14 protein-coding genes and 2 pseudogenes are annotated in these 16,302 nt (G+C 64.7%); 10 read left to right on the plus strand and 6 right to left on the minus strand.

What is annotated here, in order from left to right; genetic code table 11:
• Positions 1-12: 12 nt before the first annotated feature.
• Both DV733_RS10210 and DV733_RS10215 read right to left on the minus strand, forming a co-directional pair.
• The gene (locus tag DV733_RS10210; protein WP_049994787.1) at positions 13-378 is read right to left on the minus strand and encodes a hypothetical protein; all 366 of its coding nucleotides are present in this window, start codon (positions 376-378) and stop codon (positions 13-15) included.
• On the minus strand, positions 378-818 hold the full coding sequence (locus DV733_RS10215) for a DUF2240 family protein (protein WP_049994786.1): 441 nt from the start codon (positions 816-818) through the stop codon (positions 378-380). Before DV733_RS10215 ends, DV733_RS10210 begins: the two co-directional genes overlap by 1 nt.
• Before the next feature lie 98 nt (positions 819-916).
• Here DV733_RS10215 and DV733_RS10220 point away from each other — a divergent pair, with 98 nt between their 5' ends.
• From DV733_RS10220 to ppk1, 3 genes are all read left to right on the plus strand, one after another.
• Positions 917-1,288, plus strand: a complete 372-nt coding sequence (locus DV733_RS10220; RefSeq protein WP_049995346.1) for a 30S ribosomal protein S8e — start codon at positions 917-919, stop codon at positions 1,286-1,288.
• A 309-nt stretch (positions 1,289-1,597) separates the two neighbouring features.
• Positions 1,598-2,305, plus strand: coding sequence for a metallophosphoesterase family protein (locus DV733_RS10225; protein ID WP_049995345.1), 708 nt, complete (start codon positions 1,598-1,600; stop codon positions 2,303-2,305).
• Entirely contained in the window at positions 2,305-4,680 is a 2,376-nt protein-coding gene (gene ppk1, locus DV733_RS10230) for a polyphosphate kinase 1 (protein WP_049994785.1), read from the plus strand. Before DV733_RS10225 ends, ppk1 begins: the two co-directional genes overlap by 1 nt.
• Before the next feature lie 28 nt (positions 4,681-4,708).
• On the opposite strand, the gene DV733_RS10235 is transcribed toward ppk1, so the two are convergent.
• Positions 4,709-5,713 (minus strand): phosphate signaling complex PhoU family protein, encoded by a 1,005-nt coding sequence (locus tag DV733_RS10235; protein WP_049994784.1) that lies wholly within the window; start codon positions 5,711-5,713, stop codon positions 4,709-4,711.
• 336 nt (positions 5,714-6,049) lie between these two features.
• On the opposite strand from DV733_RS10235, the gene DV733_RS10240 reads away from it, so the two are divergent.
• The 5 genes and pseudogenes from DV733_RS10240 to phoU all read left to right on the plus strand — a co-directional run bounded on the left by DV733_RS10240 (position 6,050) and on the right by phoU (position 12,415).
• A complete protein-coding gene (locus DV733_RS10240; protein WP_049994783.1) occupies positions 6,050-7,126 on the plus strand; it encodes a PstS family phosphate ABC transporter substrate-binding protein in 1,077 nt (358 codons plus the stop codon).
• A 78-nt stretch (positions 7,127-7,204) separates the two neighbouring features.
• A complete protein-coding gene (pstC, locus tag DV733_RS10245) occupies positions 7,205-8,293 on the plus strand; it encodes a phosphate ABC transporter permease subunit PstC (protein ID WP_049994782.1) in 1,089 nt (362 codons plus the stop codon).
• Positions 8,294-9,951: 1,658 nt separating this feature from the next.
• Positions 9,952-10,746, plus strand: a pseudogene (pstA, locus tag DV733_RS17870) (phosphate ABC transporter permease PstA); the annotation flags it as partial.
• Positions 10,743-11,678: a phosphate ABC transporter ATP-binding protein PstB gene (gene pstB, locus DV733_RS10255; RefSeq protein WP_394346228.1), complete on the plus strand. Its 936-nt coding sequence runs from the start codon at positions 10,743-10,745 to the stop codon at positions 11,676-11,678. The pseudogene pstA and the gene pstB, both read left to right, overlap by 4 nt.
• A 56-nt stretch (positions 11,679-11,734) precedes the next feature.
• A complete protein-coding gene (gene phoU, locus DV733_RS10260; protein ID WP_049994781.1) occupies positions 11,735-12,415 on the plus strand; it encodes a phosphate signaling complex protein PhoU in 681 nt (226 codons plus the stop codon).
• 211 nt (positions 12,416-12,626) lie between these two features.
• On the opposite strand, the gene DV733_RS10265 is transcribed toward phoU, so the two are convergent.
• Together DV733_RS10265 and radB are read right to left on the minus strand one after the other, a co-directional pair.
• Positions 12,627-13,379: a class I SAM-dependent methyltransferase gene (locus DV733_RS10265; protein WP_049994780.1), complete on the minus strand. Its 753-nt coding sequence runs from the start codon at positions 13,377-13,379 to the stop codon at positions 12,627-12,629.
• A gap of 55 nt (positions 13,380-13,434) precedes the next feature.
• Complete coding sequence (radB, locus tag DV733_RS10270) at positions 13,435-14,118, minus strand: DNA repair and recombination protein RadB (protein WP_049994779.1); 684 nt, start codon at positions 14,116-14,118, stop codon at positions 13,435-13,437.
• Between the two features lie 107 nt (positions 14,119-14,225).
• Between radB and DV733_RS10275 the strand changes: the two genes are divergently transcribed.
• A complete protein-coding gene (locus tag DV733_RS10275) occupies positions 14,226-14,954 on the plus strand; it encodes a hypothetical protein (protein ID WP_049994778.1) in 729 nt (242 codons plus the stop codon).
• A 69-nt stretch (positions 14,955-15,023) separates the two neighbouring features.
• On the plus strand, positions 15,024-15,950 hold the full coding sequence (locus DV733_RS10280; protein WP_049994777.1) for a DUF726 domain-containing protein: 927 nt from the start codon (positions 15,024-15,026) through the stop codon (positions 15,948-15,950).
• 7 nt (positions 15,951-15,957) lie between these two features.
• Here the strand turns inward: DV733_RS10280 and DV733_RS17705 are convergent.
• Positions 15,958-16,215 (minus strand): annotated as a pseudogene (locus tag DV733_RS17705) (DUF952 domain-containing protein); the annotation flags it as partial.
• Positions 16,216-16,302 lie beyond the last annotated feature (87 nt).

The raw sequence follows: 16,302 nt of genomic DNA on the forward strand, positions 1-16,302 counted from the left end.
GGTCCGTTCTCTCTATCCGCCGACGGCGTCCCCGATCAGATCGATTGCCTGCTTGACTGCCGCGCCGCTCTCGACGCGCAACACGACGGCGTCGTCCTCGCGACGGGCGGGGATCCCCTTGCTGGCAGACGACTCGGCCACGGCGCGGGCTCCGACGGTGAGTGTCACGCGAGCGTACTCCGGAAAGAGCGAGACGACGCCGATCTGTCTCCGAGCGCTGGCGATGGAATAGGCGGGCGTGCCGTCCTCGCTCGGGGTCGCGTCGCGGTCGGCGTCGACGACTGATAGCTCCGCCAGGGGACCGCTCTCGCGACCCGACAGCTCCGAGGCGAGCAACTGTCCGATCCGCTTGCCGTCGGTGATGCAGTCTTCGACCATCAGTACTCCCCCAGTGCGCGCGTGGCGTGGTCGGTCACGGCCAGTCCCTGCCGGCGGGCGTAGACGACTGCCGCGGCTTCGAGCGTAACGCCGAGGTCGCTCTGGAGGCCGTTGATCGCGGCGACAGCGGCCTGTTTCTCGGTCCCGGCCTCGACGACCGCATCGAGGACGCGCTCGAAGGTCGTCCGCTGGCGGAGGATCGACTCCTCGGGCACGAAGTCCTCGGGGATCGACACCGACCCGACGTCGAAGGTCGCCACGACCTCGCCGTCCTCGGTGTCGAGTAGCCCCTCGCCTTCGGCGACGTCCAGCAGCCGCTTGGCCTGGTCGGGGGAGAACCAGTCACGGTCGAGCGACAGTGCGACGACGAAGTCGCTACGTCCCAGTCGATCCGTCCCCGACTGGACGAACGGGGCTGCCACGGCTGTTCGCAGACTCATTATTGTCAACTGGAGTGCGTTATCGGCCTAAAAGTGCCGGTTCGCCCGTCTGTGTCGAAGTCGAGAGGTTCAAGTACGCCCTGGTGCTTGGATCGGATATGAAATTCCAGGGCCGCTCCACTCGCAAACGGACCGGTGGCCGCCGCCGCCACGCCCGAAACAAGCGCAAGTACGAACTCGGCGATCAGCCGACCGAGACCGAACTCGACGAGCCGCGCCTGAAGGTCGTCGACACGCGCGGCAACACCACGAAGATTCGTGCGATCAGCACCGACATCGCCAGCGTCGCCGATGGCGAGGAAGTCGTCGAGGCCGAGATCGAGAACGTCGTCGAGAACGACGCTAACCCCAACTACATCCGCCGAAACATCATCACCAAGGGCGCGGTCATCGAGACCAGCGCGGGTGAGGCTCGCGTCACCTCCCGCCCCGGCCAGGACGGGCAGGTCAACGCGGTCCTCGTCGAGTAGCTACCGACTACTATTGCGATCTGGATAGCCCTCTTAGCGACGCTTTTGTCCCCATCATCCTGATTCAGAAGTGGTGCGTGACGGGCGTTACCTGGCTCGGTCGACGGCCGTGCCACTGGTCCCGCACTTCTGGCCGTCGCATCGCGTCCCTGGAACGACCGACACGCCGCCGCTCACCCTCTCTGTGTCCTTTTTGCTATCGGTCTTGACGGCTACATAGCCGTCAGTAGATATCATATAAAGCCCCTCTTTAGGGTCCACTCTACACTCGGATAGATTGGGTCGGATCCGTCGGCCCTGTGAGTGATCATGCACGCGAAACCGACGTTCGACGACGCTGTTGTGCACCGGCGAATCGACGCCAGCGAGTGGCGCGGCATCTACGTGATCGGCGACGTCCACGGCTGCCGGGCGACGCTCGATCGGCTGCTGGAGCGTCTCGATCCGGCCGAGGCGGACCTCCTCGTGTTCGTCGGCGACCTCGTCAGGAAGGGGCCGGACAGCCAGGGCGTCGTCGAACGCGTCCGGCAGATGGACAACGCCGTGAGCGTTCTGGGCAACAACGAGGCCAAGGTCCTCCGCGGTGACAAGACGCTCCCGGAACTGACCGACGCCGACCACGACTACATCGAATCGATGCCCGTCGTGCTCTCCTGGGAAGACTCGATGGCCGTCCACGGCGGGATCGACCACCGCAAATCCCTTGCCAACCATTCCAGAGAGGATCTGCTGAACATGCGCTCGCTGACCGATTCCGGCGGCTACACTCGCCCGTACTGGTTCGAACAGCGCCGTGAGCGGCCGCGCGTCTTCTTCGGTCATACCGTTCTCGCTCACCCGTTCGAGACCGACTGCGCCGTAGGGCTGGATACCGGCTGTGTCTACGGCGGCCAGTTGACGGCCTACGACTGTACGCGCGCGGAATTCATCGCCGTCGACCCTGTCGAGACCCACGTGTCACGATCCGAGGACAGCATCGTCGAACCGACACCGGGGTTCGAGTGTCTCGCCGACTGATGCCAGGGATTCCCGACGCCGCCGTGTCCGATCCACTGGAGCACGATCCGACGACGCTCGCGCTGGACGATCCGGACCTGTATCTCAACCGTGAGCTGAGCGAACTGGCCTTCCAGCAGCGGGTGCTCCACGAGGCGCTCGACGACCGGAACCCACCCTTGGAGCGCGTCCGATTTCTGGCACTCTTTACGAAGAACATGGACGAGTTCTTCATGAAGCGTGTCGGCGGGCTCGAACAACAGGTCGATGCCGGTGTGACGACCCCGACGGTCGACGGGCGGACACCTGCCGAGCAACTCCGGGAGGTCCTCGACCGTTCCCGCCCGATGTTCGAGCGGCAGGCGGCCTGCTACCGCGAGACGATCCGGCCTGCGCTTGCCGAGGCGGGGATCGAGATCGTCGACTACGACGACCTCGGCAGCGCGACCCAGGAGGAACTGCGGCTGTACTTCGAGCAGGACGTCCTGCCGACGTTGACGCCGCTCGCGGTCGATCCGGCACACCCGTTCCCGTTCATCTCGAATCTGAGCCTCTCGCTGGCGGTGTTGACCCGCCGTGACGACGCCGAGGAGCCGACGTTCACGCGCGTGAAGATCCCGCAGAATCGCCCTCGGCTGATCGAGGTCGACGATCAGCGGTTCGTTCTGCTCGAAGAGGTGATCCGGGCGAACCTGGATCTGCTCTTCCCGCAGGTCGAGATCGTCGACACCACGTTGTTCCGGATCACGCGCAACGCCGAGGTCAGGCGCAACGAGGAGGTCGCCGAGGACCTCATCGACGTGATCGAGGACGTCATCGAACAGCGTCGGTTCGCGACGGTCGTCCGTCTGGAGGTCGAGGCCGACGCGCCGGACCGAATCGTGGATACACTGGCGTCCCAACTCGATCTCGACGATCGCGAGATCTACACTGTCGACGGGCCGCTGGATTTCCGGGATTTCATGGAGTTGACCGACCTCGATCGGCCGGCACTCAAACTCGACCCGTGGACGCCTCAGCCTCATCCCCGGCTGCAGGGTGACGAACACGGCTACGACCACGAGTTCGACCTCGCCCAGAGCCACGACGACATCTTCAGCGAGATCCGCAGCGACGACGTCCTCTTGCACCACCCATACCACTCCTTCGACCGGACGGTCCAGCGATTCCTCGACGAGGCCGCCAACGACCCCGACGTCCTGGCGATCAAAGCCGCGATCTACCGGACTGCCAGCGACTCCCAGGTCATCCAGACGCTGATCGACGCCGCCGAGAACGGCAAGCAGGTCGCGGTGATGGTCGAACTCAAGGCCCGCTTCGACGAGCAGAACAACCTCGAATGGGTCCGCCGTCTCGAAGAACACGGAATCCACGTCGCCTACGGAACGATCGGCCTGAAGACTCACACCAAGACGGCACTGGTCGTCCGCCAGGAATCGGATGGCGTCCAGCTGTACTCCCACGTCGCGACCGGTAACTACCACTCCGAGACTGCCAAAGGCTACGTCGACCTCGGACTGCTCACGGCTGACCGGGACATCGGACAAGACCTGGTCAAGGTGTTCAACTTCTTCACCGGCCCCTCCTTGGACGATCAGTTCCGGAAACTACTGATCGCGCCCGTCACGATGCGTGAGTCGTTCACCGAATACATCCGACGCGAGGCGGATCTGGCGCGCAACGGCGACGCTGGTCGAATCGTCGCGAAGGTCAACGGCCTCGAAGACCCCGAAATCGTCAGGGAACTGTACGAGGCCGGACAGGCTGGCGTCGAGATCGATTTGATCGTCCGGGACATCTGCCGGCTCCGGCCGGGCATCGAGGGACTCAGCGATTCGATTCGAGTTCACAGCGTCGTCGGGCGTTTTCTCGAACACTCACGGATCTTCTACTTCGAGAACGGAGGCGATCCCGAGTACTACATCGGCTCGGCGGACTGGATGACGCGCAACCTCGACTACCGTGTCGAGGCTGTCGCACCAGTCGAGGACGTGACGCTACGCGAGCAGTTGCGATTCGTTCTGGAAGTGATGCTGACGGACAACGTCAAGCGCTGGGAGATGCAGCCAGACGGGACCTACGAGCAGTGTACCCCTGGCCCGGACGAACAACCGCGGAACACACAGGAAATTCTGATGGCGGCCGCTCGTCAGGCAGCCGAGCGGCGGGAGGTCAACCACGGCGTCTTCGAACCCTATCCCATCACCGGCGACCTCCTGGTCGAACCGGCCGACGAGGATCGCAATCTGCCGGCCGCGCTCCGCGAGCATCGCGACGTCTGGTATCGACCGGACAGCCGCCAGTACGCCTTTGCTGTGCGGACGCCTGACGGCGAGCGCGCCTATCGGGAAACTGCGGCGGGGGCCGCAAGCGTGATCGAGCGCTACTACGAGTGACGGACGATCCAGAAACGGCGCTGGTCGTCTAGTTCGGTCGCGGCGCGGCCTTCTGGAGGGCGCTTTCGGCGATGTTGCTCCCGTAGTCCGCGGTTCGCGAGAGCGAGTCGACAACGAGCCCGAGTCGCTGGGCGCGCTGGGGGTCGTCGAGTTCGCGGATCTCGTTGTCGACCTCGCGGGCCTGGGCGTCGATCTCACGGATCATCGCCCGGGCCTCGTTGGCCATCTGCGTGGCCTTCTCGGAGTCGTCCTCCAGCAGCGCGTCCATCGCCAGTTCCGGGACGCCGACGGCGGCCTCCTGCAGCCCGATCAGGGCCTCACCCTCGACGTCGCTGCTGCCCTCGACTTCGAGGGCGATCCGGGCGATCTTCGTCGAGTGATCGGCGATCCGTTCGAGCTGTCGTGCTGCGGACTGGTAGTCGAAGACCGTCTCTCGCGGGAAGCCGATGTCGTTGGCGGCGGTCGGATTCCGGAGGACGGTGCGGAACACGCGCGAGACCATGTACCAGAGGCGGTCGACGTCGTCGTCGCGCTCGATGACGTCCTGGGCGAGGTCGTCGTCGTCCTCGACCAGTGCCTTGACGGCGTCGGCCAGCATCGTCAGCGACACCAGTCGCATCCGCGTGATGGCGTTGTGGACCGACAGCTCCGACGAATCCAGCAGGTCCTGCAGGACGACGCGGTCGCTGGTCTCCTCGATGACTTCCAGCCCGACGAGTCCCTGGGTCGCGTTGCGAATCGTGCGCCGCTGTGTGGCGGTGATCCGACTGGATTCGAGCGTGATGATGTCGAAGCCGCTGACGTACATCGTCATCACCGCGCGCGTGAGTTCGTGTTCCTCGTCCAGTCCAGTAATATCGAGTGTCCCCTCCGTGCGCTCCTGTTCGTCTTTCGGCGAGAGCAACAGGAGGTCCTCTTCGGAGTGGAATTCGACGATCGAGCCCGCGCTGACGTCGTTTGCGGTCGCCCAGTCTTTCGGCAGCGAAACAGTATACGTCGAGCCGCCCGTGACCTGGACCTTCCGTGTCTCCATGCTTCATGCTCTTTCCTACGGGAATATAAATTGTACCCTATCTATGTAGAAACCCTTCTTACAGTTACAGGTGCGAAATCTTACGTCGAATCGACTACTAACTCGGGGCGACCGAGATGGCATTCACTTGGAGAGCAGTGATTTTCGCCAGACGGGCCCTGGTAGGATATTGGACCTTTGGTACCGTGTACGGTCACTTAGAGCGTGTGGGCGGGGCGATCTCAGTCGCCCAGATATCCTAGTGAAAAACTCACAAAGACATATCTATATAGTCTACATAGATATAGATAGTTGTAATAGTAGGGTATTTACTTACTTCCCTGTTGCTCTGGAGTGATGAGCGAAGAGACGGGAGGTGTATCGCGGCGTGCGTTCCTTCTCGGTTCCGCAGTAGTCGGCACAGCGGGGCTCGCAGGGTGTGCGAGTCAGCGAGCGATCCAGCCTGGTCGCGCTGCCGGCGGCAACGGATCCAGCAACGTGTCGGCGTTGACCGCCGACGGCTCGTCGACGGTGTATCCGATCGCCAACACCGCCGCCCAGCGCTGGAACGGGAACCCACCTGCGACGGACACCGAATACTGGCCGCACGGGGAGTTCGGTATCGACACGACCCAGAACCTCGCGGACTATTATGCGTCGACGTACGGGTTCGAACCGACCGAGACGCGGTCGACGCCTCCCTTCCGGGCGAACATCGCACTCAGCCACTCCGGGACCGGCGTCAACGCTGTCAGGGAACAGCGTGTGGACATCGGCAACTCCAGCGCGCCCGTCGCCGACGAACTCCCGGACGCCAGCGAGGCGACGCTGGACAGCTTCGTCAACCACGTCGTCGGCGTCGACGGCCAGCCGATCGTCGTCAGCGAGGAACTCTACGAGGCGGGCGTCACGGGCGTCACCGCCGAACAGCTCCGCCAGATCTACCGCAAGGAGATCACCAACTGGTCGGAAATCGGCGGTCCGGACAAGAACATTCGTGTGATCGGCCGCGCCGAGGAGTCCGGGACCGACACCGCGTTCCGGGCGAACCTCTACGGCGACCCCGACGCGCCGATCAGCCCCGACGTCCGCAAGGGGCAGAACCAGCAGGTCGCCCAGCTGGTCGAACAATCGGACAACTCCATCGCCTACCTCGCGCTGGCGTTCGTCAACCAGAACGGGCCCGTCCGACCGATCTCCCTGGAGGTCGACGGGACGGTCTACGAACTCGGGAAGAACCTCGGGGCCAAGGAGTACCCCCTCAGCCGCGACCTCCACATGTACACCTGGGAGGGCACCTCCCGCAAAGAGGCCGCCTTCCTGGATCTGATCCTTTCGGACTTCGGTCAGGAGGTCTGTGTCGCGGGGAACAACTACTTCAAACTCCCAGCTGATCGCCTCGAAAATCAGCGCTCGAAGCTCCCCGAACCCTGAGCCACACATGAACACACGTACAACAGACGCACGTGAGCGCGGCCGGCACCCGCGCACGTCGTCACTGGAGGGGCCACGATGGCATCGATAACAGAACTCCCCGTGCTGACGCTCCGATGGCTCAAACCCACCGTCGTGGACGAAACGGATCGGCTCGGTCTGGCACTCATTACGATCCAGACGCTTGTTCTTGTCGCGACGGCGGCCGCCTTCGCGACCCAGTCGGTCTGGACCATGCCGCTGTTGCTCGCGTTCTTGTTCGTCAGTGCGACCGTGTGGGTGACACGCCAGGCCGCCGCCGCCCGAACGCTCACCTTCTTGATGACGATTTCGACGGTCGTCACGCTCGGTCTGATCGCCTTTTTCCTGTTCGCAGAAGCCATTCCCGTCTTCGAGCGGATGGGCGTTCGCATCCTCCTCCCGCTCGAAGGCGAGATGTGGGATCCCAATACGAACACGTTCTCGCTGGTTCCGATGATCTGGGGGACGGCGATCACGACGATCGTCGCGATTCTGGTCGCCGGCCCACTCGGGGTCGCCGGCGCGCTGTTCATCAGCGAGATCGCACCCGAGCAAGTCCGCGAGATAGTCAAGCCCGGCGTCGAGATTTTGGCCGGGATCCCCTCGATCGTCTACGGGTTCATCGGGTTCACGATCATCAATCCATACGTGAGTTCCGAACTCTCGACGGGCTTCGGCGCACTGCTGCCGATCGGCGTCGTCATCGGCTTCATGGCGCTGCCGACCGTGGTCTCGGTCGCCGAAGACGCCATCTCCACAGTCCCGGAATCGATGAAAAGCGGCGCGCTCGCGATGGGCGCGACCGACTGGCAGACGATGAAGAGCGTCACCGTTCCGGCCGCCTTCTCGGGTATCTCTGCTGCCGTCTTGCTCGGACTCGGCCGGGCGATCGGCGAGACGATGGCGGCGACGGTGATGATCGCCCACGTCAAGGAACTCCCCCAGCCGGCCTACGACGTCTTCGACAGCGGTGAGACGCTGACGACGCTGATCGCAGGCAACTTCGGCCCGGCAGTCGGGACAGAGTACCTCCTCAGCGCACTGTTCGCCGCGGGGGTCGTCCTGTTCCTGATCGTCACCGCGATCAGCATCACGTCCCAGTACATCGAGGAACGGATGAAACGAAAACTCGGAGGTGAGGTATGAGCGAAGCGTACGACAGACAGCTCGTCGCCGAGGGATCCTCTCCGTACGAGCGAGTCGCCGCCGGCACAGTCGCGATCGCGTTCCTGGTGATGTTCGGGGCGATCTTCGCGCTGTTCGGTCGCCAGCCTGTCGACGCCGCGTTCGCGGGCCAGCCGCTGTATCGCTGGTTCGGTCTCGGCCTGCTCGCCCTCGGCGTATCCACGCTGGGGCTGGGTGTCATCTCGCGGCTGGAGTACGTCGAGACCGCTCCCAGCCGCGTTGGCGGTCTCTTCACGGGACTCATCTTCGGCAGTCTGTGGGCGGTCGCGGCCGGGTTTGCCGCCGCGAACACGCTCGGGCTGGGGCAGGGCGGCTGGCTCTTCGTCGCCCCGCTCGCGGGGCTCACTGCTGTCGGATTCTCGATCGTGACTCGCGAGGACCTCTCCTCGACGGTCCCAGTCGGCCTGCTGCTGGTCTTCGCCGGCGTCGTCGTCCTCGCCGGCTTGTTCGGGCCGACCTGGACCTGGTCGCCCCCGGACATCTCCGCGACGTTCCCGGCCGGCATCGTCGTCCCCTCGCTGTCGTTCCTGTTGGTACTGCTCGGCGGCTGGACCGCCGGCAAGGCCTACGCTGGATTCGGGACGCGTGGCCGACAGACGGGCGCGTATCTGCTGATCTCGCTGGTCGTCGTGGCCGTCCTCGGCGTGCTGGTCGCGTTGATCGCGTACATCACTTCGAAAGGCCTCGGCATCACCGTCGAGAACCTCTCGCTCGGGTCCGCGACGGGGCTGCTCGTCGCGGTGACGCTGTTGGTCGCGCTCGCGAGTCGCGAGGCCTGGACGGTCGAGTTCGACCTCACGTCGCCAATCGCGTTCGTGGGTGCCGTCCTCCGAGTCAGTATTCTCACGGTCCTCAGCCTGCTCGCCCTCCTGTTCACTGGTGTTCTCGCCGCTGGACAGTCAGTCACTGCCGGTGGCGTCACCCTCACGCCCTCGACGCGGATCGGAACCGGGTTCGCGTTCCTCTCCGTGTTGCTGTTGTTCGTCCTCGCTCGACGACAGTACGACGGCATCGACGTCCTGAGCGAACGGGACACGCTCCCCGAAAATCTCCGTTCCGGGCTCCTGATCGGGTGGCTCGTGCTGGCAGGCGTCGCCGGGTTCGGGCTGATCACTGGCGTCGCCGACGAGCCGATCGCCTTCGTCGGGACGACGCTCGTCTCCGCCGTCGCCGTCGTCCTGGCTGCCTATCCGCTCGTCCTGCTGGGCCAGCGTCTCGCAGCCGGCGAGTCGATCCGATCCGCGGCGGTCGCGCCAGTGGCCGAACTCCGACTCGCGGTCACTGCGGGACTCGGCTATCTGGTGTTGGCGCTGTGGATCACTGTCACGACCGGCGTCGTCGCGGTCGCGGGGACACAGCTCGGCCCGCTCGTCGGCGTGGTCGCGCTCGCGACGGCCGCACAGCTCGTCGCGCTCTGTTTCGCGATCTACGCCGTCGTCCTCGCTGCCGAGTACGTCCGTGGCGAGCCTGCCGGTGAGACGCGAGACGACGCGCTCGCGCAGGCACAGCTCGCGACTGTCGGTCTGACCGGCGCGTTGACGGTCCTGCTGGCTCACACCGTGCTGACGATGAACGAACTGGTCTTCTTCGATCTGGTCACGATCACGCCGTTCGGCGCGCTGGACTGGCCGTTCGTGATGAACGTCTCCAGCGGCCTCGGAATCCAGCCAGGCGTCCTGCCCGCCATCGTCGGCACGGTCTGGCTGGTCGCTGGCGCGGTCCTGTTTGCCGTCCCGCTCGCGCTCGGTGCGGCGGTCTACCTCACGGAGTACGCCGAGGAGAGCCTCCTCACCCGGATCGTCGAGATCGCCACCAACGGCCTCTGGAGTACGCCCAGCATCGTCTTCGGGCTGTTCGTGCTGGCGTTTATCGTCCCGCGATTCGGTAACACGCCGTCGCTGTTCGCGGGCCAGCTCGCGCTCGGATTCATGCTCATGCCGCTCGTGCTCATCACGAGCCGTGAGGCGCTCAAGAGCGTCCCCGACGAGTACCGTGACGCCAGCGCCGCCCTCGGCGTGAGCAAGTGGGAGACGATCCGATCCGTGGTGATTCCGGCCGCCATGCCGGGTGTCATCACCGGCGTCATCCTCGGCGTCGGTCGGATCGCTGGTGAAACCGCACCGATCCTGCTGGTGACTCGGGGGCCGAACTTCCCGAGTCAGGCACCGCGAATCCTGGAGAGTTTCCAGGTTTCGACGAGTCTCCAGCCCCCGTTCCTCCACGTGACTAATCCTGCGCTGATCGAACGGGCGAGCGCCCTGCCGTATCAGGTCTATGCCGTCATCTCCGCCGGCGTGGGCGAACGCGAGGCCTTCGGCTGGGGGACGGCGCTCGTCCTCCTCGCCGTCGTCCTCTCGTTCTACGCGATCGGCATCGTCTCGCGGCGCTACTTCAGGAGGAAACTCGAACAATGACAGAGATGAACATCGACACCGCGACCGAGGAATCGCAGACGACCGACACCGACCAGACGGCAGAGACCGCGACGGTCACCACCAGCGGCGAGAGCGTCGAGGAGACCCGCGACGCCTGGACGGACTACCGCGTCGCCGGCACGCCCATCATGTCCGCCGAGGACCTGAACGTCTATTACGGCGACGACCACGCGCTCAAGGACATCTCGATGGAGATTCCCGAGAAGAGCGTCACCGCACTCATCGGCCCCTCGGGCTGTGGGAAGTCGACGTACCTGCGGTGTCTGAACCGGATGAACGACCGGATCAAGGCCGCTCGTGTCGAAGGCTCGGTCGAGTTCGACGGCCAGAATATCTACCAGCCCGGCACGAACCTGGTCGAACTCCGCAAGCGCGTCGGGATGGTCTTTCAGGAGCCCAACCCCTTCCCGAAGTCGATCCGGGACAACATCGCCTACGGCCCGCGCAAGCACGGCGAGATCAACCGCGGGCTCGTCGCCCGGATGCTCGGTCGCGACGAGAAGGACAAAGAAGACGAACTCGTCGAGCGCTGTCTCCGGCAAGCGGCCCTCTGGGACGAAGTCAAAGACCGGCTGGACGACAACGCGCTGGGCCTCTCGGGTGGCCAACAACAGCGGCTCTGTATCGCTCGCGCGCTGGCGACCGATCCCGAAGTTTTGCTGATGGACGAGCCCGCCAGTGCGCTCGACCCCATCGCGACCTCGAAGATCGAGGACCTCATCGAGGAACTGGCCGAGGACTACACGGTCGTCGTCGTCACCCACAACATGCAGCAGGCCGCCCGCATTTCCGATCAGACCGCCGTCTTCCTCACCGGCGGCGAGCTGGTCGAGTACGACGACACCGAGAAGATCTTCGAGAACCCCGAGAGCCAGCGTGTCGAGGACTACATCACCGGGAAGTTCGGGTAACTGCAACGTCTGCGAGAACACCAACTTACATCACCACCCCCATCGGACTCAAAACCATGCCACGAGAATCCTATCAGGCGAAACTCGACGACCTGCGCGAGGACGTCCTCTACATGAGCGAGGTCGTCCTCGACCGCGTCCGCCAGGGACTCGAAGCCCTGCAATCGAAAGACGAACAGCTCGCCCAGCAGATTATCGACGGCGACAGCGAGATCAACCAGCTCTATCTCGACCTCGAACGGGACTGTGTCGACCTGCTGGCCCTCCAGCAGCCAGTCGCCGGCGACCTGCGATTCATCGCCGCCTCGTTCAAGATCATCACCGATCTGGAACGCATCGGCGATCTGGCGACGAACCTCGGCGAGTACACGCTGGAGGCCGACCGCGAGATGTACCCCGAGGTCGACATCCAGGCCATCGGCGACGCCGTCGTCGAGATGGTCGAAGAGTCGATGGACGCCTACGCCGAGGAAAACATCGACGCGACGTTCGACATCGCCGCGCGCGACGACGAGATCGACGACCTCTGTGCGAACGCCTCCGACGCGGTCGTCCGAGACCTCATCGAACGCGAGATCGACGACCAGACCTCCGAGGAAGAGATCGAACGCCTCATGGCCGACGTCTCCCGTCTCCTGCTGACGATCCGGGACCTCGAACGGATCGGCGACCACGCCGTCAATATCGCCGCCCGGACGCTGTATATGGCCGAGAACGACGACGAACTGATCTACTAAGAACCCACTTTTTACTGCGTCGGGTTCGAGTCGCGCCGGAGGCGCGCTCGAACCACTCCTTGCAAAAACTTGGGGAAAAACGACCTCGACCTCACGGCTTCGCCGCTCGGTCGAGTGAAACGGCGCTCACTGTCTCGCGGTTTCACCGCTCGACTTTCCGAAATCGCGCAGCGACCTCGCTACCGCCCGCGCCGTATGCTCGACTCTTCTGCTACCGCTCTTTCTCCAGCACCGCCACGTACTGCCCGCCTTCTCCGCGATAGGTTTCGGTCCGGGTCCACGCCGTCCCCGCCAGCACGTCGTCCATCTCCGCGGGCGAGACCAGCAGGTAGTCGAACCACTCCGTGCTGTGGGTCTTGTACCGCGTCCGGATCCGGAGCGCACCGGGGAGCAGGCCGCGCTCGCGGTTATACTCGTGGTAGCTCCGGTGGTACTCGTCGATATTCTCGTAGATGTCGCGACTCTCGGCGATAATCCGGGCGTCCTCGGTCGTGACCGTCGCCAGCGCGTCGAGCACCTCCGGAGCTGTGTCGGCCGTGCCGACCAGCCCGAAGTTGTTACCCAGCATGAGCACCGTCTCGAAGGTGTCCGAATCGAACGCCTCGCCCACGTCGGCCACATCACACGCCCGAACATTCTCGACGCCGCGCTCGCGGCTCACTTCGACCGCACCGGCCGAGACGTCGATCCCGACCATGTCGTGGCCCTGTCCCTGGGCATACAGCGCGTGTCGGCCAGCGCCACAGCCGACGTCGAGGACGCGGCCCCGGAGGTGGTCGAGGCCAGCGTGCAGGTGATCTCCCCACTCCTCGTACTCGCTGAAGTACATCTCCGGCCCGCCCGAGGGCGCGATGAATCCGTCGTCGCGCTCGACGATCTCGAAGCCCTCCTCGTCCTCGTAGTAGTCCCGTATCGCTTTGCCGTAGGCGTCGCCTTCGTCTGGAACCTCGGCAGTGTCGTCCATACACTCGCGTCTCGTGGATTGCTGAAAAACATCGACGGTGGTGTGAGACTCGCTCTCAGACCTGTTCGACGCCCTCGAGACCGTCGCCGGTGATCTGGAAGCGCGCGGTGTCGCCGGCGGCCTTCGACTGATGTTTTTCCAGCGTCGCCCGCCGGTTCCCGCCGCGGAAGCGATCGAGCCGCAGGATGACGGCCGACCAGTGATTCAGGGTGTGCCCGCCCAGCGCCCGTGTTCCGTCGCTGTCGGGATCGGTGTAGACCTGATTGGTGAACGCGACGCCGATGTCGTGTTTGCGGGCCTGACCGAGCAGGTGGGTGAGCTGGCGGGCCACGTCCCGCAGGGCCTCGCCACCGTCCTGGTCGTCACGTTCGAGTCGATAGAAGCCCGTCGCACTGTCGAGGACGATCACCTCGACCTGACTCGCGAGGTCGGCGGCGTCCTTGACGGCCTGCTCCTGCTCTTCGAAGGTCGTCGCCTCGGAGATGATGATGTTCGAAGCGATCTCGTCGACGTCGCCGCGGGCGCTGGCGAGTTGCTCCATCCGGTCGGGCGAGATTCCTTCAGTGTCGATCAACAGGGCAGAGTCGCCCGCGGCGGCGACTTCGATGGCGGCTCCGAGCGCGAGGTTGGTCTTGCCGGCGGCTGGCTGGCCGTATATCTGGGTGACGGCGCTCCGTGGGAGCCCCCCACCCAGTAGCTCGTCGATCGGCGAACAGCCTGTCGAAATCGGCTCTGTCACGGCTGTGGATTGGGTGGGCCCGGTCAAAAACACTCGTACTCGCGGGCACGGTCTTCGCTCCTGCGGACAACGGCTACTGGTAAGTACGAGCGCCCGAAAGATCGGGTGTGATCGTCGTCGCGACCTCGGACTTCGAAGTCTATCACGGCGTGGTCCAGGCGCTGCGGGACCGCAGCGTCGAATTCACCACGATCGAACCCGACGACCCGCTGCCGGAACGAACCTCGCTGGTGATCGTCGGACCCGAAGAGACAGTCGATGCGCCCGCAGACGTGCCCGTCGTCACGGCCCGACCGGGCGCCCCGCGCCGCGCAGTCGAGGACGCGCTCGCACGGCTCCGCGGGGGCGACGGCCGGACAGTCGTCGGGATCGATCCCGGTGAGAAGCCCGGGATCGCGGTACTGGTCGGTGACGTGGTGGTCGCGGCTTTCCAGGTCCCGCCGAGCGACGCCGCCGAAGTCGTCCACCGCGAAGTCGAAGACGCCGTCGACCCCATCGTTCGGATCGGCGACGGCGCGCGACTGATCGGCGGTCGGATCATCGACGACATCGATGCGCCCGTCGAACTGGTCGACGAGACGGGGACGACGCCCTATCTCGGGACCGGCACCCGCGGCATGGGCGACGTGCTCGCCGCGGCCAACATCGCCCGGATCGAGGGCGAACCCACCGACTCTCGGGAGATCGAACCCACCGCTGGCGAGATCCAGCGAATCAAAGACCGCTCGCGCGAAGAGAGTGAGAAAAACCGTGCGATCGACGAGACACTCGCACGCCGCGTCGCCGTCGGTGACCTCACGATCGAAGAGGCTCTCGCCGAACACCGCGACGAGTAGACAACTCCTTGCACACTCGTTTCCGGTTCACTAATCACTATTAAACGTGAATGAAATGGTTTCGGTGTCATGGGGCACGATGACACACTTCGTGGCGAGGACACAGCACGGGGCACAGATCGACGTGACTTCCTCCGGACGGCGGGGGCGACGGCGCTGGCGGCCGGCGGGCTCGCGGCGACGGCTGGACAGGCGGCGGCGTTCGACGGCGACGACGGTGACATCCAGGGCGCGCCGGACTATCCGCGAGCGACGACACGCGGGCACTTCGACATCCACTGGTGGTACGGCGACCAGCTGACAGACGGGCACAACGCAGTCGACTACGATACTGTCGGGGCCATCCCGGGCTTCGACACGTCGGGATCACCGAGCGAGGTGGTCGTCGCGGTCCACGGCTGGCGCACTGCTAAATCCGACGCACCGGATCACTTCGCCACCGTCTCGGCCTCGCTGTCGAACAACGGCTACGACGCGCCGGTCGTGGGCTATAGCTGGGACTCGGACACGAGCACGACCGACTGGTGGCCCGCAACCGACATCGCCGAGCGCAACGGCCCGAAACTCGCGCACTTCCTGTTGGACTACGCGGCCCGGTGTCCCGGCACGTCGTTCCGCCTGACCGGGCACTCGCTCGGGGCCCGAGTGGTGCTGGAAGCGATCAAGAGTCTCAATTCCTGGGGGTATCGTGACGTCCTGACGTCAGCGACGCTGCTCGGTGGTGCCGCGGACAACGATTCGGTCTCGACCGACGGCGAGTACGGCGACGACATCGCAGCCGCTGTCGGGCGGTTCGACAACTTCTGGAAATCCGGCGACGACGTATTGAACTGGGCCTACTCGACGGGTGAGTTCGATTCGGCGGTCGGCGAGGAGGGCTGTGAGGGCGCTCCGCCTGTGAACTACACCGACCACAACGTCGACTACGTGCCGGATCACTTCTCGTATCACGAACCCGGCGACGGCTGTATGCCGGCAGTCGTCGAGACGTTCTGAGAGCGCGCTACGACAACTTCTCTGGTAGGACGAACCGGCCGTCTTCCCGGGGAAAGTCGAGGACGTCGACGATAGCGCCGGTGTTCAGCGGACCGTAGACGTGGGCGTAGCTGCGGCCGTCGGGCTGTTCCTCGTACCTGATCTCGCTGTCGACTCGCTCGGGATCGATCACGAGCAGCCGCGGCTCCTCGTCGTCAGCGTGGTTGTACTGGGCGACGGCGAGAATCTGCTCGGGCGTCGCACAGTGGACGACCCCCTCTGCGTCGAGACTCGGATGGGTGTACGTCTCGCTGTCCTCGAACTCCGCCCAGCGCGCTGCCTCGCAGACGTGGACGAGCCGGTCTGCACGACC

The organism is Halapricum salinum (genome assembly GCF_004799665.1).
GTDB classification, from domain to species: domain Archaea; phylum Halobacteriota; class Halobacteria; order Halobacteriales; family Haloarculaceae; genus Halapricum; species Halapricum salinum.

What these genes read in the sequence shown, in the direction of transcription:
- DV733_RS10210 (WP_049994787.1), bottom strand. Translation starts at nt 378, where the DNA reads ATGGTCGAAGACTGCATCACCGACGGCAAGCGGATCGGACAGTTGCTC.
- DV733_RS10215 (WP_049994786.1), bottom strand. Translation starts at nt 818, where the DNA reads ATGAGTCTGCGAACAGCCGTGGCAGCCCCGTTCGTCCAGTCGGGGACG.
- DV733_RS10220 (WP_049995346.1), top strand. Translation starts at nt 917, where the DNA reads ATGAAATTCCAGGGCCGCTCCACTCGCAAACGGACCGGTGGCCGCCGC.
- DV733_RS10225 (WP_049995345.1), top strand. Translation starts at nt 1,598, where the DNA reads ATGCACGCGAAACCGACGTTCGACGACGCTGTTGTGCACCGGCGAATC.
- ppk1 (WP_049994785.1), top strand. Translation starts at nt 2,305, where the DNA reads ATGCCAGGGATTCCCGACGCCGCCGTGTCCGATCCACTGGAGCACGAT.
- DV733_RS10235 (WP_049994784.1), bottom strand. Translation starts at nt 5,713, where the DNA reads ATGGAGACACGGAAGGTCCAGGTCACGGGCGGCTCGACGTATACTGTT.
- DV733_RS10240 (WP_049994783.1), top strand. Translation starts at nt 6,050, where the DNA reads ATGAGCGAAGAGACGGGAGGTGTATCGCGGCGTGCGTTCCTTCTCGGT.
- pstC (WP_049994782.1), top strand. Translation starts at nt 7,205, where the DNA reads ATGGCATCGATAACAGAACTCCCCGTGCTGACGCTCCGATGGCTCAAA.
- pstB (WP_394346228.1), top strand. Translation starts at nt 10,743, where the DNA reads ATGACAGAGATGAACATCGACACCGCGACCGAGGAATCGCAGACGACC.
- phoU (WP_049994781.1), top strand. Translation starts at nt 11,735, where the DNA reads ATGCCACGAGAATCCTATCAGGCGAAACTCGACGACCTGCGCGAGGAC.
- DV733_RS10265 (WP_049994780.1), bottom strand. Translation starts at nt 13,379, where the DNA reads ATGGACGACACTGCCGAGGTTCCAGACGAAGGCGACGCCTACGGCAAA.
- DV733_RS10280 (WP_049994777.1), top strand. Translation starts at nt 15,024, where the DNA reads ATGGGGCACGATGACACACTTCGTGGCGAGGACACAGCACGGGGCACA.